Below are 20,464 nucleotides of genomic sequence, written 5' to 3' on the forward strand. Positions count from 1 at the left end.
CGCCGGCCGCAGCAACAAAGACACCGACGGCCGCGGCCGGGGGTACCTGTTCCTACACACCGCCCTGGACGACCACTCCCGCCTGGCCTACACCGAGATCCTGACCGACGAGACCGCCCCCACCTGCGCCGGGTTCCTCCGCCGCGCCGTGGCGTGGTTCGCCCGGCGCGGCGTCACCGCCCGGCGGGTCCTGACCGACAACGCCTGGGCCTACACCAAGACCACCTGGCGCACCACGTGCCGACAGCTGGGCATTGGCCCGCGCTGGACCCGGCCCTGGCGGCCCCAGACCAACGGCAAGGTCGAACGCTTCCACCTGACCCTGCTCGAAGAATGGGCCTACCAGCGGCCCTACACCTGCGAAGCCCAGCGCCAGGCCGCATTCGGCGACTGGCTCGACTGGTACAACTATCATCGGCCCCACACCGGGATCGGCGGCCGCACTCCCGCCAGCCGCGTTACCAACCTCCCGGGACATCACACCTAGATCGTTGATGGGAGTTTGTCGGAACTCCTGCGGGCACGACGAAGGGCGCCCATGCTCAAGCTGTGAACACGAACCTGGACGCCCTTCTGATCGCACTCTATGTCCACCTGGACGACCACGTCCTGCCCTCGGGCAGGAAACCGGGAAAACGCGGCCCCAAACGGCTGCTCACCGACGCCGAACTCGTCTGCGTCGCCATCGCCCAAGTCCTGCTGCGCTGCGACTCCGAGCGCCGCTGGATGCGTACCGCACCCGCCCGGATCGGCCACCTCTTCCCCCGCCTGCCCGGCCAATCCGAGTACAACCGCCACCTGCGCGATGCGGCCCCCGCCCTGCTCGCCGCCTCCATGTGGCTGGCCCGCGCGGTTCCGACCTGGCACGAGAACCTGCGGCTGATGGACGGCACCCCGCTGCGCTGCGGCGCCTCCCGCGTCACGGTCAACCGCTCCGGGCTGGGCGAGATCGCCGGATACGGCGTGGACAAGTCCCACCACGCCTTCTACTGGGGCGCCAAACTCATGCTCGTCACCACCGCCGAGGGGGCGGTCTGCGCCTTCAGCCTGGCCCACCCCAAGGAGCTGGACGAACGCAAGCAGGCCCTGCACCTGCTGCACGTCCACCAGGCCGCGCCCGGCCCGGGCCCGATCGTGTGCGACAAGGGCTTCGCCGGCGCCGGCATCGAGTCCGCCGTGGCCGCGACGGGACATACCATCGTGCGCCCCGCCCTGGAGTCCGAGAAGCAGCGCGGACACGGCCCCCGGCACTTCCCGGGATGGCTGCGCCAGCGCATCGAGGCGGTGATCTGGACGTTGAAGAACCAGCTCGGACTGGAGCGCCACGCCGCCCGCACCGCCGAAGGGCTCTGGGCGCGCACCTGCCAGCGCATCTGTGCGCTCAATGCCGCGATCTGGCACAACTGGCTGATCGCCGCCCCCGTCAAGCGGTCGCTGATCGCCTACGACCACTGACCAGGACACCAAACTCCCATCAACGATCTAGCCCTGCGCGGAGGCGGCGGGCGGCGCGCCCTCGGATGCCTGGACCAGGACGAAGCCCTGGCCCTCGAAGGCCAGCTGGAACGCCTCGCCGCTGCCGCGGCCGATCAGCGCGCCGGCCTTGGCGGTGCTGCGGACACCGGTCTTGAGGCTGGTCGCCCAGGCGACGGCCGACTGTGTGTCGACGAACGTGGGCTGGTCCACCTGCAGTAGCACGGGCGTGCCGTGGCAGGCGACCGCGATGCGGCCGGTGCCGGTGAACACCGTGTTGAACAGGCCGCCGGCCCCCAGGCCCGCGCCCTCGACGCGCTTGATGTCCCAGTCCAGGCCCGACTCGAACGCCAGCACGTTCTCGCCGTTCACCGTCAGGGAGTCGCCCTCGAGATCGATCACGTGGATGTCCCAGGCGTCGCGGGCGAAGAACACGTCGCCGCGCCCCGAGACGGTCATCAGCGGAAGTCCCTCGCCCGTCAGCGACTTCTTGAAGAACTTGCCGAGTCCGCCGGAGCCCTTGTAGGCGAAGTCGACGTCGCCCTGGTAGGCCACCATCGAGCCCTGCCGGGCGTAGACCTCGCCGTCCAGGCCGACCTTCAGCATCTTCGAGTTCTGCAGCACCATGCCGCGCTGCTGGGACTCCTGGACCTCGTCGAACAGCGGACTGCGCATCCTCAGACCCCTTTCCGCCGGGCCGTGCCGCGGCCCGGCGCTCGCTCCGGCGCGCCGGTGCCGACGCGGTGGACGGATTCCCGCCCATCCTCGTCGGACGCCGCGGCACCGCGCACGGGTTCCCGCCGGCAGGGTTCCATCGCCGGGCTTCGCGCACGCGGCCCCGCGCCGCCGGGCGGCGCGGGGCCGGATCAGCTGTCGGAGGAGACCAGCTCCAGTTCGCTGGTGTCTTCGAAGACGATGTGGTCGTAGCCCAGTTCGTCGACGACGGGGCGCAGCGGCGCCTCGGTGGGCACCGCCCCCTGGGAGGCCTCGGAGTGGGCGCCGCAGCCGTGGTCCATGGAGACCACGCGGCCGTCGTCGGGGGCGAGCTCGTTGGCGCAGACCCCGAACATCTGCCGGAACTCCCCGGCCAGGGGCGTCATGAAGCCGCAGGTGGCGCACTGGGCGGGCGCGGCGGCGGCGATGGCGCTGCGCGGGCCGCTCTCGCCGTTGTACCAGCGCTGGGCGGCGGCCTCGCGTCCGGTCTCGGAGAGCACGCGCGGCCGGCCCAGGCCCAGTTCCCAGACCATCTGCCGGTCGAGGCCCTCCTCTTCCAACTCGTCCTCGGGAACCTGGGCGTAGCCGGGCTTCAGGCGGTCGTCGTCGTCGGCACTGGGCAGCAGGTCGCCCACGCCGAGGTCGCCGGGGCGCAGGCGCTCCTTCCAGGGCACCCACTCCGGTGCCAGCAGCGCCTCGGCGCCGGGGAGCAGGACGGCCTCGTTGACCGTGACCTTCTTGGCCCGCGAGGCGCGGACCACGGTCACGGCATAGCGCCAGCCCGAATAGGCGGGGTCGAGGCAGGCGAACAGGTGGGTGACCACGCGGTCACCCTCGACATAGGCGGAGAGGTGCTCACCGACCCACTCCGGGTGTCCGATCTCGACGGCCGCGGAGCGGGCGAGATCGACCGCTTCGATACATGCCTTGTCTGGTGCGGGAGAACGGCGGCTAGGGCTCACGTTTCCATTTTCGCTGATAACGGGCACCGACATGACCAAGATACCGATCGATAGTCGACCGTTACGTCCTCGACGGGCCGGTTTCGGGAGGGCCGGGCGCGGGGTGTGGCGGGAGTCACGCCGCGCCCCGCGCCCGATGCCGCGCTCAGGTCCGCCCGCGCCGCGCGGCACGGGCGGAGGGTGGCCGGGGGTCAGGCCTCCAGGTCGTCGGCGACCTTGCGGAGCACCTGGGCGATCTTGGCGGCTTCGCGCCGCTCGGGATGCTTGCCTCTGCGGTAGGTCGCCGACACCCCGTCGAGGAGCTTGATGAGGTCCTCCACGATGACGACCATCTCGTCGGGCTTCTTGCGCTGCGCCTTGACCACCGAGCGTGGCGCGTCCAGCAGCCTGACCTGGAGCGCCTGCGCTCCCTTGCGACCCTCGACGATGCCGAACTCGACGCGCTGCCCGGAACGCAGCGACTCGGTTCCGCCGGGCAGCGCCGAGGAGTGCACGAAGACCTCACCGCCGTCGTCGCGGGTGAGAAAGCCGAATCCCTTGTCGCTGTCGTACCACTTGACCTTGCCGGTGGGCACGTGTGACCTCACGTTCTCGCCGTCGAAGTTCGTCCAAGGGGCGGGGAGCCGTCGCCTGACGCCTCATCCTCCCACAGGGGCCATTTCAGGCTAGTGCTCCGACTTCCCGGCAGGCGAGTGAATTACCCCGTGAAATGCCGGAATGTGGCGCGGAGCGAACAAGAATGCGGCGTAGGCCGCTTCCCGGGAACGCACCCGCTGCGCGCCCCGCCGAAGGATGCGGCGGGCCGGCCGGCAGGAGGCGTGCGGCGCGCAGCGCCTTCCGGGAAAGCACGCGGCGCGCAGCGCCACCGCTGGGGTGGTGGGGGGCGACGGGCGGGCGGCGGGGGGGGGTGACGGGAGGGGATACGCGGCGCGCAGCGCCACCGCTGGGGCGGCGGGGGTGACGGGAGGGAGGGGTCCGGACGCGGCTTCTCCGGACCCCTCGATCGGGGCGCTACCGATGCCGCTGGTTGCGGAGTTATGGGACGGGACCCGGCGCCACCGGCACGCCACCGACCTCCGGCGGCGCGTCGACCGCCTCGGGCCAAACGCCGCTCGACGCCCTCCCGGCCGAGCTTCCGACCGGATGTGGACGCAGGAGCATGATTACCCGGCGTCAAGATCGCGACTCGCCGGGAAACGCGCCTCGACCCGGATATTCCGCAAGCTTGGCACTGAGCTGACCGGACCGGGGGCGCGGCTTGCCCGGAGTTGGCGCCGGCGGCCGCCGGCGCGGGCTCAGGCGCGGGACAGCCGCGCCGCCAGGAACAGGGCGGTGCCCAGGGCAGCGATGCGCAGGCCGACCACCCCGGTGGCCGCCAGCGACTCCCAGATGATCTCGTCGATGTAGATGTGCTTGGCGCCGCTCTCCCACAGCGCCATGCCGACCAGCGTGGCGAGGACGGGCACGCCCACGCCGGCGGCCTTGTCGAGGCCCGTCCACGCCCGACTCAGCGCGACGATCGCCGCGCCGACCAGCCACACCGCGGCCAGCGCGCCCACGGCCGCGGCCGCCGCATAGAGGCCGATGGCCAGTGCCTCGGCGGGGTGGCGCCGCAGCGCGCCCGGAAGCCGCACGAGGACGTCGGCGCGGCGGGGCTCCCCCGTCGGGCCGGAGCGCCCCCGCCTGCGCGGACGGGCGCCGCCCGACGAGCCGGAGCGCCACGGCGGGGGTTCGCGCACGGGCCGGTGGGCCGGGGCGGCGGCCGCACCCGGCCGGGCTGAGGCCTTCTCCGCTTCCGCGCCGGCGTCCGCCCCGCCGCCGGGCTCCACGGTGACGGAGGCTTCGGCCGCAGGGGGGCCGTCGGCGGTTTCGGTGGCGAGTTCCCGGGCGACCAGGTCGGTGGGACGCCCGAAACCCCGCAGGATTCGGCGCACGTCGTCGGTGGTTTGCGCACCGGCCGCAGCGCATGCGCGCTCGATTCGGCCGCGCAGTTCGGAGAGGTAGGCGGTGCGGCGCCGGGCGGGCACGTTCCCGTACGCGGCGTCGGCGACCCGCGACAGGTATTGCAGCACGAGCTGTGCGGCCTGCTCCGTCATGGACCAATGGTGCCGCAAGATCGCGGAGTGGCCCATGGGGCGACCGCCCCTCTTCCGGGTGGACTGGATTGCGGCCCTACAGAAATCCCGAAACTCACTACCCGAAGTAGCCGCATGGTCACCGTAGGGCGTGTATGAATGGGGGCGCCCCGCCATACGCCGCAGTCCGAACCCGATTCATCCACGAGCAGGAGGCAGCATGCCGACCCGCATCCTCACTTTGGCGGGCGCCGCACTGGCCGCGGCCGCCCTCGCCGCGCCCGCACCGGCCGCCGCGCAGCCGGCCGCGCCCGAGCAGGGCGCCGACTCCGGACGGCTGGAGGTCTACGCCGCTCCCGGCATCGGCTACAAGGAGCTGCGGGTGCCCGACGGCTGCCACGACTACGACCGCGACCGGACGATCACCTTCGCCGACGCCGACCCCATCGCCACCTACCGCTTCTACTCCGGCCCCGGCTGCACCGGCCGCGCCGTGGGCGTCGGCCGCGACGACAGCCAGTGGATGCCCCCGCTGGACAGCGTCGAGTCGGTGCGCATCGACTTCGAGTGACCGCGGGCCCGGCCGCGGGACCGCCATCGCATAGCGTTGAAGGCGATGACCCACGACGCTGATGCGGGACCCGGCGGCTCCGGCGGGCGTCCTCCCACCTTCACCGCTTGGCTGCGCAACCGGACCGATGCGCAGCTGGCCGCGCTCTTCGCGCTGCGCCCGGACCTGGTCACCCCCGTCCCCGCCGATATCGCCGCCCTGGCCTCGCGCGCCACCGCGCGACCGGCGGTGCTGCGCGTCCTCGACCGGCTCGACCGGTTCGGGCTGCAGGTGCTGGAGGGCCTGGTCGCGCTGGGCGACGAGCGCCTCGGCGGCCCGCCCGGCGTCGAGCGCGACAGGCTCGCCGCGGCGCTGGGCGCCGGCGCCGAGCGGCTCGGCGACACACTGTCCGGCCTGCTGGCGAGCGCGCTGGTGTGGGAGGACGGCCCGCGGCTGCGGCCGGTCAGCGTCCTGGGCGACATCCTGCGCACCCCGGCGGGGCTCGGCCCGCCGCTGCGGACGCTGCTGGCCGACCGCCCCGCCGAGGCGCTGGACCGGGTCGCCGCCGGGCTGGGTCTGGCGACCGGATACGGCGAGGGCGGACCGGCCGAGCGCATCGCCGCGGCCCTGGGCGAGCCCGCCCGGCTGGAGCGGGCACTGGAGCTGGCCGGCCCCCGGGCGCGGCCGGTGCTGGACCGGCTGCTGTGGGGGCCGCCGCAGGGCACGGTCTCGGGGGCCGCGAACCGCGGAGGCGACCTCGCCTCGGCGTCCTCGCCGATCGACCGGCTGCTCGCGCTGGGCCTGCTCGTGCCCACCGCCGAGGACACGGTGGCGCTGCCGCGCGAGGTCGCGCTGCACCTGCGCGGGGGGACGCTGTTCCACGAAGCGCAGACCGCGCCTTTGGAGCTTTCCGGGAAGCGGCCCGGCGCCGACACGGTGGTCCGTGCCGCCGCCGGGCAGGCGTTCACCGTGATCCGCTCGGTCGCCGAGCTGCTGGAGCGCTGGGCCGAGGATCCGCCGGGGGTGCTGCGCAGCGGCGGGCTGGGCATCCGGGACCTGCGCCGCGCCGCCCGCGACCTCGACACCGACGAGACCGCGGCGGCGCTGCTGATCGAGACGGCCCGCGCCGCCGGCCTGCTCGCCGCGGACGGCGAGGTCGACGGCGAGTGGCTGCCCACACCCGAGTTCGACCTGTGGCGGGAGGCGCCGGCGGAGCGCCGGTGGCTGCGGCTGGCCGAGGCCTGGCTGCGCTCGCCGCGGGTGGCCTCGCTCAGCGGTACCAAGGACTCCCGCGGCCGCTCGCGCCCGGTGCTGGGCGAGGGCCTCGACCGCCGCTCGGCTCCGGAGGTGCGGCTGGACGTGCTGGGTGTGCTGGCCGCCGCCCCCGAGGACCTCGCCCCCGACGAGGAGTCGGTGGCGGCCCGGCTCGCCTGGCTGCGCCCGCGCCGCCAGGGCCCGGCCTATGCCGATCTGGTCTCCTCGACACTGCGGGAGGCCGCGCTGCTGGGCCTGACGGGCCGGGGCGCGCCGGCTCCGCACACCCGCGCCCTGGTCGAGGAGCTGGACGCCGAGGACGCCCCGCTGGCCGAGCGCGACAAGACCGCCTCCGGGGAGCTGCTGGCCGCCGAGATGCCCGAGCCGCTGGAGACGGTCCTGGTGCAGGGCGACCTGACCGCCGTGGCGCCCGGTCCGCTGGTCCCGCGGCTGGCGCGGGAGCTGGCGCTGGCGGCGGACGTGGAGTCCACCGGCGGCGCGACCGTCTACCGCTTCACCGAGGCCTCGATCCGCCGGGCCCTGGATGCCGGGCGCGGGGCCGACGACCTGATCGCGCTGCTGGAGCGCCATTCCTCCACCGAGCTGCCGCAGCCGCTGCGCTACCTCGTCTCCGACGTGGCGCGCCGGCACGGGCGGCTGCGCATCGGCACCGCCTCCAGCTACCTGCGCTGCGATGAGCCGACCGTGCTGGACCAGCTGGCCGGCGACCGCCGGGCGGCAGACCTGCAGCTGTTCCGGCTGGCCCCCACGGTGATCGCGAGCCGCGCCACGCGCCCGGTGCTCCTGGGGCGCCTGGAGGAGCTGGGCTACCATCCCGTGGCCGAGGCGGCCGACGGCACCGTGCAGCTGACCGGGACCGCTCCGCGCCGCGCCGGGGCTGCCTCGGCGGCCTCGGCGGCCCGCGACCTGGAGGAGCCCGCGGCTCCCGGCGCCGAGCTGCGCATGGCGGCCGTCCGGGCGGTGCGCGCGGGCGACGAGGCCGCCACCACCGCGCGCCGCCCCGTTTCCGCCCCCGACGGCGCTCCCCCGCGCTCGCCCACCGCCGCAACGCTGAGAGCGCTGTCGGAGGCCGCGACGCAGGGCCGCCGGGTGTGGATCGGATACCTCGACACCGAGGGCCGGGCCAGCAGCCGCATCGTCGAGCCCGCCCGGGTGGAGGGGGGCTTCCTCACCGCCTACGACGCCACCCGCGCGGCGGTCCACCGCTTCGCCGTCCACCGCATTACCGGCGTGGCCGACCTGGACGCCTCCTCGCACTGAGACCGCGCGGCCGGCTCCGGGCGCCCCGGCGCGCCGGCCGGGCGCACGGGGCGGCTGCGGCGGCCTGACCGGGCGCCGGAGTGCGGCGCCCCGCGCGGCCGTGCGCGCGACCGGTTCTCGGCGCCCCGCGTCCCCCGCACGCCCACTAGATTGCTGCTGGGACACGGCCGCGGTTCCGCCGGGATCGCGGTCCCGACATGCAGCCGGCCCTGACCCCGGCCGGAGTCGGCCAGAGGAGGATGGCGAAGCCCCCATGAGCAACCAGTCGCTGCCGCCCGGTGCGTCCTCGCCGAGCGACGAGCCGCCGCCCGGACACCGCGAGCCCCGGCCCCGCGAGCGCAGCCGGGAGGAGCCCGGGCAGGCGCGGCCCGCCGAGGGCGGCCGGTCCGACGGCGGTGCGCCCGCCGGCCCGCCCGCGGGCGCCAGCAGCCCCACGATGGCGCTGATCCTGCACGCCCTGACGTTCCTGTGCTGCTTCAACTGGATCTTCGGCGTGCTCGGCATCGTGTTCGCCGTGCGCGCCGGCCACAAGCGCGACCAGGGCAGGTACGTCGAGGCCGAGACCCTCACCCGCTACTCCTGGTACTGCCTGGGCGCGGCCGCGGTGATGGTCGCGGTGATGCTGGTGCTGACGCTGTGGCTGTTCACCCAGGCGGGATCGCTGTTCGAGGGTGTCGTGGTCCCGTACTGAACGGCCGCCGGACCGGGGCCCGGCCGGATAACGGTCAGTCCGGCCGCATCGCCATGCCGACGGAGTCGGGCGCGGTCTCGGTGAACGAGCGCCACTGTCCGGCGAGAGCGGGATCGGGCGCGGGGCGGCGCGGACGGGCGTTTGCGGTCGTCCACAGGCCGGCGGCGGCCCTTGGCGCACGCCGGCCCGGGCGCATTACGCTGGCGAGCAGGACCGGGCTGCGACCGCACCGCGGACGGCCCGGTCGGCCCGGCGGGTGCGGGGTGCTCTCCCGCCGGGGCGACCACGAAAGGCGGAAGCCGATGAGCGACTTCTGGACCCGGCCGAGCTCCTACTGGCACACCGAGCCGGCCTCCGGCGGCCTCGGCCCGCCGACCGCGGCGCCCCGTCCGGATTCAGGCGCCCGCGACCCCTTCGTTCCGGCCCCGCCCGCGACCGCCGGGCCGCACCAGGGCGCCGGCGGCGCACCGGGCGGCCTGCCCGCCCCGCAGCCCCGGTTCCCGCCTCCCGCGCAGCCGCCCGCCCGCGTCGGCAGCGCCGTCACCGCGCTGCTGTGCGCGCTGGGCACCCTGCTGTGCCCGCTGCTCTTCCTCTTCCTCGGCTTCCCCGTGCTGAGCCTGCTGGTGAACGTGCCCGCCATCGCCTTCGGCATCGTGGCGCTCACCCGGCTCAGCGAACCCATGGAGGTCGAGCGCTACATCCGCTACACCTGGGCGTGCATCCTCGTCTACCTCGCCCTGATGGCCGTGATCCTCACCGCGGCCGTTATGGTCATCCTCTCCTTCTAGCTCCAATGACGTGTAGCTAGGCGTTCCGGCGGCGTGCCAAGGACTCGATACGGTCATGATGTCGATACTGATCGTGGCCATCGTGGCCTTGGTAGGCCCGTAGAGCGGTGAGCAACGGGGCATCGAGGACGGCGAGGGGCTGAGCCCGCGCCCATCGGTCCCGGTGCCCGCCGGTGGCGGTGGGCGGCGAGGGCGGGCGGGGCCGGGAAGGCATCTCCGAGGGTTCGGGCCGACCGATCCGCTCCGGGGGCCGTGCCGGGCCATCGAGCGCGCGGCAATCCCCGGCATCCGGCCCGGATCCCGCGAAATCCGCGCGGTCGACGCCCCCATCGGCGGTGATCTTGTACCCACGCGGGCCCGGCGCAGGAGCTCCGTCCAATTTTCCGGCGATTTGGCACACGGGCGGCACGCTTAACTCCACGGCAATGCTTCTAGCTCCTGCTGCCGCCGCGATCCCGGGCACACGCGCGTCCGCCGGACTCCCGCCGCCGTCTTCGCGCTGCGCGTAAGGTTGGGGCGGTGGCGCTCCGCGGGGCATATCGCCGGCCGCTCCGGCGTTGCACGCCGTGGCGCGCCCCGGGGCGACCGCCGCCCAGACCCCTGCTGCGAGGTACGTGTGTCCTGCCTGATCGTCCAGTCCGACAAGACCCTGCTGCTGGAAGTCGACCATGAGCTGGCCGACGACTGCCGCCGCGCCATCGCGCCCTTCGCCGAGCTGGAGCGCGCGCCCGAGCATGTGCACACCTACCGCGTGACCCCCCTGGCGCTGTGGAACGCGCGCGCCGCCGGCCACGACGCCGAGCAGGTCATCGACGCCTTCATCAGCTACTCGCGCTTCCCCGTCCCGCACTCGCTGCTGGTCGACATCGCCGAGACGATGGACCGCTACGGCCGGCTGCGCCTGCAGACCCACCCCATCCACGGGCTCGTGCTGCACGCGGTGGACAGGGCGGTGCTGGAGGAGGTCGTCCGCGCCAAGAAGATCAAGGGCATGCTCGGCGAGCGGGTCGACGACGACACCGTCGCCGTGCACCCCAGCGAGCGGGGAAACCTCAAGCAGGCGCTGCTCAAGCTCGGCTGGCCGGCCGAGGACTACGCGGGCTACGTGGACGGCGAGGCCCACGCCGTCGACCTCGCCGAGGACGGCTGGCAGCTGCGCGGCTACCAGCGCGAAGCGGCCGAAAGCTTCTACGCCGGCGGCTCGGGCGTGGTGGTGCTGCCCTGCGGCGCCGGCAAGACCATCGTGGGGGCGGCCGCGATGTCGCTGGCCGAGTCCACCACGCTGATCCTGGTCACCAACACCGTCGCGGTGCACCAGTGGCGCAGCGAACTGCTGCGCCGCACGACCCTCACCGAGGACGAGATCGGCGAGTACTCGGGCACCCGCAAGGACATCCGCCCGGTCACCATCGCCACCTACCAGGTCATGGCCGCGCGCAAGAAGGGCGTCCACAGCCACCTGGAGCTGTTCGAGGCCCGCGACTGGGGCCTGATCATCTACGACGAGGTGCACCTGCTGCCCGCACCGATCTTCCGCATGACCGCCGACCTGCAGGCGCGGCGGCGGCTGGGGCTGACGGCCACGCTCGTACGCGAGGACGGCCGCGAGGGCGACGTGTTCTCCCTCATCGGGCCCAAGCGCTACGACGCGCCGTGGAAGGAGATGGAGAACCAGGGCTGGATCGCCCCGGCCGACTGCGTGGAGGTGCGCGTCAACCTCACCGACTCCGAGCGGCTGGCCTACGCCACCGCCGACCCCGAGGACCGCTACCGCTTCTGCGCCTCCTCGGCCGCCAAGACCGAGGTGGTGCGCGAGCTGGTGCGCCGGCACGAGGGCGAGCAGACGCTCATCATCGGGTCCTACATCGACCAGCTCGACGAGCTGGGCGAAGCGCTGGAGGCGCCCGTGATCAAGGGCGAGACCCGGGTCAAGGAGCGCGAGCGGCTGTTCGAGGCGTTCCGCTCCGGCGAGCTGCACACCCTGGTCGTCTCCAAGGTCGCCAACTTCTCCATCGACCTGCCCGAGGCGGGTGTGGCCATCCAGGTCTCCGGCTCGTTCGGCTCCCGCCAGGAGGAGGCCCAGCGGCTCGGCCGGCTGCTGCGGCCCAAGTCCGACTCCCGCAGCGCCCGGTTCTACGCGGTCACCGCCCGCGACACCATCGACCAGGACTTCGCCGCCCACCGCCAGCGGTTCCTCGCCGAGCAGGGGTATGCCTACCGCATCGCCGACGCCGACGACGTGCTGGCCGGCGACGAACTCTGAGCACCGTCGGGCCGCCGCCCGCGGCGGCTAGAGCGGCGGCAGCGCGCCCAGCACGATGGTGAAACCGGCCAGGCACCAGGCGATCAGGGAGTAGCCGAGCGTCTGGGTCCGCAGCGATGGGTTCCTGCGTACGGCGGGCGTCGCGAAGGCGGCGACCATGAGCACCAGCGCGAGCATCGCCGGAATCAGCGACGCGATCGCGAACAGGCCCTCCTGTTCGGCGCATGAGGCGTAGCCCGAACTTCCCGGATCGCCGCAGAACACGTTTTCTCCCGGTAGGCGAGAATGCACGGATGAACAGGCGGAGCGTCCGCTGCGGGCCGCACAGCGGACCCGGTCGCCGCTGCAGGCGAACGAGACGTTGCCCGGGGACGCACAACCGACCGTATCGCGGGACGCGGCGCCCGCGCGCCTGCGGCACCGCCCGCGGATCCCCGCGGTCCCGGGGCGCGGGCGCTCGGCCGACACGGCACGCCGCCTTTACACGAACGCCGTTGGCGTCCAATGATGGGCCAAGACTACTCGGAGGTGCCCCCCGATGACCGATCTCGCCGACTCCGCCGTGCCCGCCTCGCCCCCCGAGCAGCGCCACGGCTTCCACTCCCTGCGCGCCAACGGCCTCAACTGGGACTCGTTCCCCCTGCGGCTCTTCGCCAAGGGCAACGCCAAGTTCTGGAACCCGCGGGACATCGACATGAGCCGGGACGCCGAGGACTGGCGGCAGCTGTCCGACGAGGCCAGAGCGCGCATCATGCGGCTGTGCGCCCTGTTCGTGGCCGGAGAGGAGGCGGTCACCGAGGACATCCAGCCCTTCATCCGGGCGATGGCCGCCGAGGGCCGCCTCGGCGACGAGATGTACCTGACGCAGTTCGCGTTCGAGGAGGCCAAGCACGTCCAGGTGTTCCGCATGTGGCTGGACGCGGTCGGGATCACCGAGGACCTGCACGGCTACGTCGAGAACAACCCCGGCTACCGCGCCCTGTTCTACTCCGAGCTGCCCGCGTCCCTGAACGCGCTCGCCGACGACCCCAGCCCGCGCAACCAGGTGCGCGCCTCGGTTACCTACAACCACATCATCGAGGGGTCGCTGGCGCTGACCGGCTACCACTCCTGGAACCACATCTGCACCGTCCGCGGGATCTTCCCCGGCATGCGGGAGATCATCAAGCGCATCGGCGACGACGAGCGGCGGCACATGGCCTGGGGCACCTTCACCTGCCGCCGCCACGTGGCGGCCGACGACGCCAACTGGGAGGTCGTCTCCGAGCGGCTGAACGAGCTGCTCCCCCACGTCACCGCGGTGGTGCAGCGCAGCAACGAGCCCGAGCCCAGCGAGGACGAGAAGCAGTACATGCTCTCCGACAAGGAGCTGATGGACTACGCGGCCGACCGGGCGCTGCGCCGGCTGGGCGCCATCGAGACCGCCAGGGGCATGCCCGTGGCCCGCATCGACGTCGACGCCACGCCCGAGGAGCTGGAGGAGCAGTTCGGGGCGGAGGACCGCGCCCAGATGGACAGGCTCGGCTGAACCGCAGGCAGGCGCCGACCGGCGCCCCGGGCCGGGCCCGGGGCGCCCGGCGGGAGCGGCTACCGCTTGCCTTCCATCAGCACCAGGTCGATGGTGATGCCCGAGGCGACCACCAGGGTCTTCAGCGGCTCGGGGAGGTTGGGGTAGCGCGGCCAGAGCACGTAGCTGTCGGCGGCGGTGAACAGCTCGCCGATGTCGGGCATCTGCCGGTTGACCCGCGCCACCTCGTGCTCGTGTGCGTCGCTGACCTGGAAGTCGAAGCCGAAGAAGTTGCCGCTGATCGTGCCGATGTGCCGCTTCCAGGGATCGAGCAGGCGGAAGCCGGCCTTGAAGAACTTGAAGTCCTGCTCGATGTAGCCGATCGGGCGGCCGTCGGGGTGGGCGATCGTGGTCGTCGCGGTGAACAGCGCCCACGACTTCTCGATGTAGAGCCGAGGCCGCCGCCAGGCGTCGTTGACCATCAGCTTGCGCTGGAAGCCGGCGGTGTTGCCGGCGAAGATCCGCAGCGCCTGCATGCCGCCGTCGAGGCCCACCTCGTACACATGGGCGAGATGGTTGCCGGACCGGTCGTAGCAGTAGTACTCCGACTGGTCGATCAGGAACCGCTTGGGCTGCTTGACCACGATCGGCGCGGTGTTGAAGAGATCCTGCACGGTCCTGTTGGACGCACCTGACCCCGCGCGGGTTCCCGCCCGTTCGCCGTTCCCTTCCGCGTCCGGTGCGCGCATACCGCAGGATTCGATCCCGGCGGCGGGTGCGCCCGGCGAGGCGCCGCCCGCCGCCGCCCGCCGGCTCGCCTCGGCCGGCCACGCGCGAGGGCACCCCCGGCCCGCGCGTGGCGGCGTCCGCACGCAGCGTCACGGCGGTAGGGCGCGGAGGGGTCCGCGCAGCCGGCGGTGCGCCGCGCTCGGCGGGTGGACGCGCGCCCGGCTCCCGGGGCCCGCGTCCGCCTGCGCGCCTATCCGGCGGCGCCCGCCCTGTCACCGGCTGTGCGTGCGGCGGGCTCGGCGGCCCCGAAGCGCTCGGCGACGACCGCGTCGATGCTGAACCGGCCCGGGCCATACGCCAGCACCAGCAGGCTGACGGCGGCCAGCACCATCACGTACTCGAAGCCGCCGTTCTGCAGCATCAGCCCGCTGCCGCCGTGCACGAACACCCAGGCGCCGAGCATGATCACAGTGAGCGCCGCCGCGCCCGCGCGGGTCGCCACGCCCAGCACCAGCAGCGCGCCGCCGATCAGCTCGCCGTAGGCCAGGAAGGCCCCGCTCAGCTCCGGCAGCGGAATACCCAGCTCGCGGTTGCCCTCGATGGTCGCGGCGAGGCCCTGCCCGGCGACCTTCTCCCAGCCGTGGGCGATGAACACGACGCCGACACAGAGCCGCACCAGCAGGAACACCGCGTCGGTGAGAACGGCGTCGGAGCGTACCAGGTATTTCATCGGTTCTCCTTTGTTGGGGGATACCGTCCATTTGAGCAGGGTCGTCCTACCCCACGGAAATACCGATCGGGACGTCCGGGATACCCTAAAGGTATGCAGGAGTTCGACTTACGGGAATTGCGCTACTTCCTGGCCGCCGCCGAGGAGCTGAATTTCTCCCGGGCGGCCGAGCGCATGGGCATCTCCCAGCCTCCCCTGTCGCGGGCCATCAGGCGGATGGAGCGGCGCCTGGGCGCGCCGCTGTTCCACCGCGGCCACAACTCCGTCCGGCTGACCGCCGCCGGGGAGACCCTGCGCAACGAGGCGCACAAGGTGCTGGAGGCCGCGGCGGCCGCATCGCGGCGCACCCGCCGGGCCGGGCGGACGGCCACCGTGCTGACCGTCACCGCGGCGCCCGGCCGCAGCACCGAGCTGCTGCGCCGCATCGCCGGCGCCTACGCCGCCCTGCCGGGTGCCGCCCGGACCGATATCGCGGTCACCGGCTACTGCGCCCAGGCCGCCGCCCTGCGCAGCGGAGAGGCCGACCTCGCCCTGCTCAGCACCCCCTTCGACGAGGAAGGACTGCGGGTGCACGGGCTGTGCTCCGAGGAGCGGGTCGCCGCCGTCCCGGTCGGCCACCGGCTGGCCCGGCGCACCCGGCTCCACTGCGCCGACCTCTCCGGCGAGCCGTTCCCCGCCTGGCCCGCCGACACCGAGGCCGGGCGGCGGTACTGGTCCGGTCAGGACCGGGCCGGGGGCGGCCGCCCCGCCGAAGGTCCGCTCGTCCACGACATCTCCCAGCTCATCGAAGTGGTGGGGCTGGGCCAGGCGCTCGCGCTCGTGCCCCGCCACATCGCCGAGCGCAATCCGCGCCCCGACGTCGTGTACGTGCCCGTCGCCGACGCCAGCCCCTACCGCACCGTCCTCGCCCGGCCCGAGGGACCTGCCGAGCCGGCCGTGGAGCTGTTCGTGCGCACGGCGGCGGACCTCTTCGCCGCCGTCGCGCCGGCCGGCGCCGTGGCCGAACCGGCGTAGCCGGAGGCGGCCATTCGGGCCGGCGCGTCCATTCGGGCGGAGTTCGACCGAGAGGCTCCCGAAAGTTGCGGGAACCGCGAACACCAATTACTCCTCCCAGGACCGAACCGCATTCTACAAGCATTCACTGAACCGGTTCACCACCTGACCTGCGTTTCTCCCGTGTGCCGCCGATAGGGTGGCGGAGGAATGGATCCGGAAATGCCCGCGATCCCGACGCCGGTGCCGCACCCGGGCGCCGCCTCCGCGGCGCCGCGCTCGGTTCCGAGAGCGGCCCTGGGCCGCCCCGGCGACCCGAAGGCCGAGCCGCGCGGCGCTCACAGCATGGGCGGAAGATCCGGGAGTACCGCCGCGGGGTCATTGGCCGGGGTGCCGCCGCGGTGGACGATGAGGCCGGTGCCGTCGGCGCGGCCGGAGAGCCAAGCCACGAGCCCGTCGGCCGATCCCTCCGCGGTCACCGCCGGGCCCGCGGCGGCGCCGATGCGGAATTCGGCGCCGGTCGCCGCGTCGCGGAGCAGGACCGGCGGCAGCTCCCGCTCGCCGGCGAAGCGCTCGGCCAGTTTCGGCAGCTCGGCGGCAGTGAAGTCCTCCGGCCAGTCGCCCGGCCCGTAGCCCAGGTCCAGGTCGACGTGGTGGTACTCCACCTCGGCCAGCCGCATCCACGGAATCCGCGCGGCCGGGAAGATGCGGCCGGAGCGGTGCTTGATCTCGAAGGACCACGCCTGCTCGGGCAGGTCGCGGACGGCCTCGGCCAGTCGCCGGGAGGTGGCCGCGACATCGGCGGCCTGCTCCTCGGGCATCCGCCCCGCACCGTCCTCGATGTCGCGCTCGCGCGCCTCGGCGCTGGGGTACATGTCGGCCTGGCGGCCCTCGCACGCGCCCTCCAGCAGCCTGATCATCGCCTCGGCGCTGCGGGAGAGGTGGGCCAGCACGTGGCCGCGCGTCCAGCCGGGCAGCAGCGAGGGGTCGCCGACCTGGTCGGGGCGCAGGGCCGACGCGGTCTGCAGCAGCCGCTCGGTGGCCTCGTCGACTGCACCGAGAACCGCCATGGGCTCCTCGGGCCGGATGCGGGGTACGGTCATCGTGGCCTCCTGTGCCGGATCTGCGCGCCCCTCCGCGGCGCACGCGGCGGGCGCCTGCTCGGCCGCGGAATCCGCCGAGCCGCGCCCGGCGCACCGCGGGGCGGACATGACGCTATCACCGCGCCCGCCGCCCGGTGCGGAATCCGCGTCCCCGTGCCGCGGGAAGGCGCTGCGGTCGCCCCGCCACAGGGCGCATACGCGAATCGGGCGGCCCCCGTAGCGGGGACCGCCCGATCGTCGCAGGTAGGCCGAGTTCGCGTACCGGACTCGCCGGACCTCTTCGCGGAAGAGGCCTTAGAAGTCCATACCGCCCATGCCGCCGGCGTCGGCGCCGGCGCCCGCGGCCTGCTTCTCCGGCTTCTCGGCGATGACGGCCTCGGTGGTCAGGAACAGACCGGCGATGGAGGCCGCGTTCTGCAGCGCGGAACGGGTGACCTTGGTCGGGTCGATGACGCCGTCCTTGAACAGGTCGGTGTACTCGCCCGTGGCGGCGTTCAGGCCGACGCCGGCCTCCATGTTCTTCACCTTCTCCGCGACGACCCCGCCCTCAAGGCCGGAGTTGATCGCGATCTGCTTCAGCGGCTCCTCGATGGCCCGGCGGACGATGTCGGCACCGATGGCCTCGTCGCCCTGCAGGTCCAGCTTCTCGAAGACCGGGACGCCGGCCTGGAGCAGCGCCACACCGCCGCCGGGCAGGATGCCTTCCTCGACGGCCGCCTTGGCGTTGCGGACCGCGTCCTCGATGCGGTGCTTGCGCTCCTTGAGCTCCACCTCGGTGGCGGCACCGGCCTTGATGACCGCGACGCCGCCGGCCAGGCGGGCCAGGCGCTCCTGCAGCTTCTCGCGGTCGTAGTCGGAGTCGGTGCGCTCGATCTCGTTGCGGATCTCGTTGACCCGGCCGGAGATGTTGGTGGCGTCGCCGGCGCCGTCCACGATGGTGGTCTCGTCCTTGGTGACGACGACCTTGCGGGCGCGGCCGAGCATGTCCAGCTCGGTGTTCTCCAGCTTCAGGCCCACCTCTTCGGTGATGACCTGGCCGCCGGTCAGGACGGCGATGTCCTCGAGCTGGGCCTTGCGGCGGTCGCCGAAGCCCGGGGCCTTGACGGCCACGGACTTGAAGGTGCCGCGGATCTTGTTGACGACGAGGGTCTGCAGCGCGCCGCCTTCGAGGTCCTCGGCGATGACCATCAGCGGACGGCCGGCCTGCAGGACCTTCTCGACGATCGGCAGGAACTCGTTGTTGTTGGAGATCTTCTGGTTGGCGATGAGGATGTAGGGGTCCTCAAGCACCGTCTCCATGCGCTCCAGGTCGGTGGCGAAGTAGGGCGAGATGTAGCCCTTGTCGAAGCGCATGCCCTCGGCGAGCTCCAGCTCCAGCCCGAAGGTCTGCCCCTCCTCGACGGTGATGACGCCTTCCTTGCCGACCTTGTCCATGGCCTCGGAGATGGCCTCGCCGATCTGGACGTCGCCGCCGGCCGAGATCGAGGCGGTGGAGGCGATCTGCTCCTTGGTCTCGACCTCCTTGGACAGGTTGGCCAGCTCCTCGCTGATGCGGGTGACCGCGGAGTCGATGCCCCGCTTCAGGCCGACCGGGCTGGCGCCGGCCGCGACGTTGCGCAGGCCCTCGCGCACCATGGCCTGAGCGAGCACGGTGGCGGTGGTGGTGCCGTCACCGGCGACGTCGTCGGTCTTCTTGGCGACCTCCTTGACGAGCTCGGCGCCGATCTTCTCCCACGGGTCCTCGAGCTCGATCTCCTTGGCGATGGAGACGCCGTCGTTGGTGATGGTGGGGGCGCCCCACTTCTTCTCCAGCACGACGTTGCGGCCCTTGGGGCCCAGCGTCACCTTCACTGCGTCAGCGAGCTGGTTCATGCCGCGCTCGAGGCCGCGGCGGGCCTCTTCGTCGAACGCGATGAGTTTGGCTGCCATAGACTTCTAGTCCTCCCGAGACCGGGGTGATACGCGAAGGTACGAGCCGACGCCCGCGACGGACGACCGCGGCGGGTCCGGCAACCCCTCTGCCGGAGTCCGCGGCCTCATCGCCTCGAACCAGGGCTTAGCACTCCTCGTGTCAGAGTGCCAGCGAAACCATTATTAGCACTCTCCATATGCGAGTGCAAACGCCCTCACCACAGTTCCCCGCAGGGTTACCCGCAGGTCAACGACTCCTCACCGGCCCGGACGCGCGAAAGCCCGCGCCCCGCCCCCCGGGGGGCGGCGGGACACGGGCCCGGCCGCGCCGCGGACGCCCGAGGCGCCGGCGGCGCGGCCGCGGGATCCGACGGCCGGCGGCGGGCTAGGTGTGATGTCCCGGGAGGTTGGTAACGCGGCTGGCGGGAGTGCGGCCGCCGATCCCGGTGTGGGGCCGATGATAGTTGTACCAGTCGAGCCAGTCGCCGAATGCGGCCTGGCGCTGGGCTTCGCAGGTGTAGGGCCGCTGGTAGGCCCATTCTTCGAGCAGGGTCAGGTGGAAGCGTTCGACCTTGCCGTTGGTCTGGGGCCGCCAGGGCCGGGTCCAGCGCGGGCCAATGCCCAGCTGTCGGCACGTGGTGCGCCAGGTGGTCTTGGTGTAGGCCCAGGCGTTGTCGGTCAGGACCCGCCGGGCGGTGACGCCGCGCCGGGCGAACCACGCCACGGCGCGGCGGAGGAACCCGGCGCAGGTGGGGGCGGTCTCGTCGGTCAGGATCTCGGTGTAGGCCAGGCGGGAGTGGTCGTCCAGGGCGGTGTGTAGGAACAGGTACCCCCGGCCGCGGCCGTCGGTGTCTTTGTTGCTGCGGCCGGCGGCCCGGCCCAGTACCTTGTGGCCGCCGCTGTCGGGGATGCGGCCGAGTTTCTTGACGTCGATGTGGACCAGGTCGCCGGGGCGGGCGCGTTCGTAGCGGCGCACCGGCTCGCCGGTGGCCCGGTCGCAGGCCGCCAGCGGCGCCATGCCGCGGCGCGTGAGGATGCGGTGGCAGGTGGCGGGCCCGATACCGGTGCGCGCGGCCAGCCGCAGTGGCCCCAGGCGGTGCTCGCGGCGCAGGTCGAGCACCTGCTGTTCGGTTGCCGCGGGGGTGCGGGCCGGGCTGTGGTGGGGGCGGCTGGGGCGGTCGCCCATGCCGGCCTCGCCCTCGTCGCGGTAGCGGCGTGCCCATCTGTGGGCGGTCCTGGGTGAGACGCCGAAGCGTTCGGCCGCCTCGCGGCGGCTGTAGCCGTCCTCGACGACGCACCGGGCCAGGCGGAGTCTGCCGGTAGGGGTCAGTGGCGCGTTACGGTGGCACACGAGGGCCTCCTGAGCATCGGTGCAGACTTGTCATCCACACCGGGATCAGAAGGCCCTCTTCTTGTTCAACCGCTGTCGGGGGCGTGTCG

The 20,464-nt window shown here is 73.1% G+C and carries 19 protein-coding genes; 9 read left to right on the plus strand and 10 right to left on the minus strand.

The features are described from left to right. Together FZ103_RS23155 and FZ103_RS23160 are read left to right on the plus strand one after the other, a co-directional pair. A partial coding sequence (locus tag FZ103_RS23155; RefSeq protein ID WP_156004213.1) for an integrase core domain-containing protein occupies window positions 1-487 on the plus strand: 487 nt, incomplete at its 5' end. A gap of 62 nt (window positions 488-549) precedes the next feature. After that, window positions 550-1,455: a transposase gene (locus FZ103_RS23160; RefSeq protein ID WP_186356751.1), complete on the plus strand. Its 906-nt coding sequence runs from the start codon at window positions 550-552 to the stop codon at window positions 1,453-1,455. A gap of 27 nt (window positions 1,456-1,482) precedes the next feature. Here FZ103_RS23160 and FZ103_RS23165 read toward each other — a convergent pair whose 3' ends face one another. The 4 genes from FZ103_RS23165 to FZ103_RS23180 all read right to left on the minus strand — a co-directional run bounded on the left by FZ103_RS23165 (window position 1,483) and on the right by FZ103_RS23180 (window position 5,245). Then, window positions 1,483-2,148: an AIM24 family protein gene (locus tag FZ103_RS23165; RefSeq protein WP_156004215.1), complete on the minus strand. Its 666-nt coding sequence runs from the start codon at window positions 2,146-2,148 to the stop codon at window positions 1,483-1,485. Window positions 2,149-2,339: 191 nt separating this feature from the next. Continuing rightward, window positions 2,340-3,149, minus strand: a complete 810-nt coding sequence (locus tag FZ103_RS23170; protein ID WP_186356752.1) for a DUF3027 domain-containing protein — start codon at window positions 3,147-3,149, stop codon at window positions 2,340-2,342. 191 nt (window positions 3,150-3,340) lie between these two features. Further along, window positions 3,341-3,724 (minus strand): cold-shock protein, encoded by a 384-nt coding sequence (locus FZ103_RS25915; protein WP_186356753.1) that lies wholly within the window; start codon window positions 3,722-3,724, stop codon window positions 3,341-3,343. Window positions 3,725-4,444: 720 nt separating this feature from the next. Continuing rightward, entirely contained in the window at window positions 4,445-5,245 is an 801-nt protein-coding gene (locus FZ103_RS23180) for a hypothetical protein (protein WP_156004219.1), read from the minus strand. A gap of 199 nt (window positions 5,246-5,444) precedes the next feature. Between FZ103_RS23180 and FZ103_RS23185 the strand changes: the two genes are divergently transcribed. From FZ103_RS23185 to FZ103_RS23205, 5 genes are all read left to right on the plus strand, one after another. Further along, on the plus strand, window positions 5,445-5,795 hold the full coding sequence (locus FZ103_RS23185; RefSeq protein ID WP_156004221.1) for a hypothetical protein: 351 nt from the start codon (window positions 5,445-5,447) through the stop codon (window positions 5,793-5,795). Between the two features lie 45 nt (window positions 5,796-5,840). Continuing rightward, entirely contained in the window at window positions 5,841-8,309 is a 2,469-nt protein-coding gene (locus FZ103_RS23190; protein WP_156004223.1) for a helicase-associated domain-containing protein, read from the plus strand. 253 nt (window positions 8,310-8,562) lie between these two features. Beyond that, window positions 8,563-9,000: a hypothetical protein gene (locus tag FZ103_RS23195; RefSeq protein WP_156004225.1), complete on the plus strand. Its 438-nt coding sequence runs from the start codon at window positions 8,563-8,565 to the stop codon at window positions 8,998-9,000. Window positions 9,001-9,302: 302 nt separating this feature from the next. Beyond that, window positions 9,303-9,788, plus strand: coding sequence for a hypothetical protein (locus FZ103_RS23200; protein WP_156004227.1), 486 nt, complete (start codon window positions 9,303-9,305; stop codon window positions 9,786-9,788). A gap of 616 nt (window positions 9,789-10,404) precedes the next feature. Beyond that, on the plus strand, window positions 10,405-12,051 hold the full coding sequence (locus tag FZ103_RS23205) for a DNA repair helicase XPB (protein WP_186356754.1): 1,647 nt from the start codon (window positions 10,405-10,407) through the stop codon (window positions 12,049-12,051). A 27-nt stretch (window positions 12,052-12,078) separates the two neighbouring features. Here the strand turns inward: FZ103_RS23205 and FZ103_RS23210 are convergent, their stop codons facing one another. Beyond that, window positions 12,079-12,315 carry a hypothetical protein gene (locus FZ103_RS23210; RefSeq protein ID WP_186356755.1) on the minus strand — a complete coding sequence of 79 codons (237 nt, stop codon included), beginning with the start codon at window positions 12,313-12,315 and terminating at the stop codon, window positions 12,079-12,081. A 274-nt stretch (window positions 12,316-12,589) separates the two neighbouring features. On the opposite strand from FZ103_RS23210, the gene FZ103_RS23215 reads away from it, so the two are divergent. Further along, entirely contained in the window at window positions 12,590-13,579 is a 990-nt protein-coding gene (locus FZ103_RS23215) for a R2-like ligand-binding oxidase (RefSeq protein ID WP_156004229.1), read from the plus strand. 59 nt (window positions 13,580-13,638) lie between these two features. Here FZ103_RS23215 and FZ103_RS23220 read toward each other — a convergent pair whose 3' ends face one another. Together FZ103_RS23220 and FZ103_RS23225 are read right to left on the minus strand one after the other, a co-directional pair. Continuing rightward, window positions 13,639-14,232: a phospholipid scramblase-related protein gene (locus tag FZ103_RS23220; protein ID WP_343233671.1), complete on the minus strand. Its 594-nt coding sequence runs from the start codon at window positions 14,230-14,232 to the stop codon at window positions 13,639-13,641. Window positions 14,233-14,537: 305 nt separating this feature from the next. After that, entirely contained in the window at window positions 14,538-15,017 is a 480-nt protein-coding gene (locus tag FZ103_RS23225; RefSeq protein ID WP_156004233.1) for a DoxX family protein, read from the minus strand. A 93-nt stretch (window positions 15,018-15,110) separates the two neighbouring features. Here FZ103_RS23225 and FZ103_RS23230 point away from each other — a divergent pair, with 93 nt between their 5' ends. After that, on the plus strand, window positions 15,111-16,031 hold the full coding sequence (locus tag FZ103_RS23230) for a LysR family transcriptional regulator (RefSeq protein ID WP_156004235.1): 921 nt from the start codon (window positions 15,111-15,113) through the stop codon (window positions 16,029-16,031). Between the two features lie 317 nt (window positions 16,032-16,348). On the opposite strand, the gene FZ103_RS23235 is transcribed toward FZ103_RS23230, so the two are convergent. From FZ103_RS23235 to FZ103_RS23245, 3 genes are all read right to left on the minus strand, one after another. Next, window positions 16,349-17,113 (minus strand): maleylpyruvate isomerase family mycothiol-dependent enzyme, encoded by a 765-nt coding sequence (locus tag FZ103_RS23235; RefSeq protein ID WP_222936840.1) that lies wholly within the window; start codon window positions 17,111-17,113, stop codon window positions 16,349-16,351. A 294-nt stretch (window positions 17,114-17,407) separates the two neighbouring features. Then, a complete protein-coding gene (groL, locus tag FZ103_RS23240; protein WP_156004237.1) occupies window positions 17,408-19,042 on the minus strand; it encodes a chaperonin GroEL in 1,635 nt (544 codons plus the stop codon). Window positions 19,043-19,409: 367 nt separating this feature from the next. Further along, on the minus strand, window positions 19,410-20,375 hold the full coding sequence (locus FZ103_RS23245) for an IS481 family transposase (RefSeq protein WP_186356747.1): 966 nt from the start codon (window positions 20,373-20,375) through the stop codon (window positions 19,410-19,412). Between the last annotated feature and the right edge of the window lie 89 nt (window positions 20,376-20,464).

Origin of the sequence: Streptomonospora sp. PA3, assembly GCF_009728995.1 — a bacterium.
In the GTDB taxonomy this organism is placed as follows: domain Bacteria; phylum Actinomycetota; class Actinomycetes; order Streptosporangiales; family Streptosporangiaceae; genus Streptomonospora.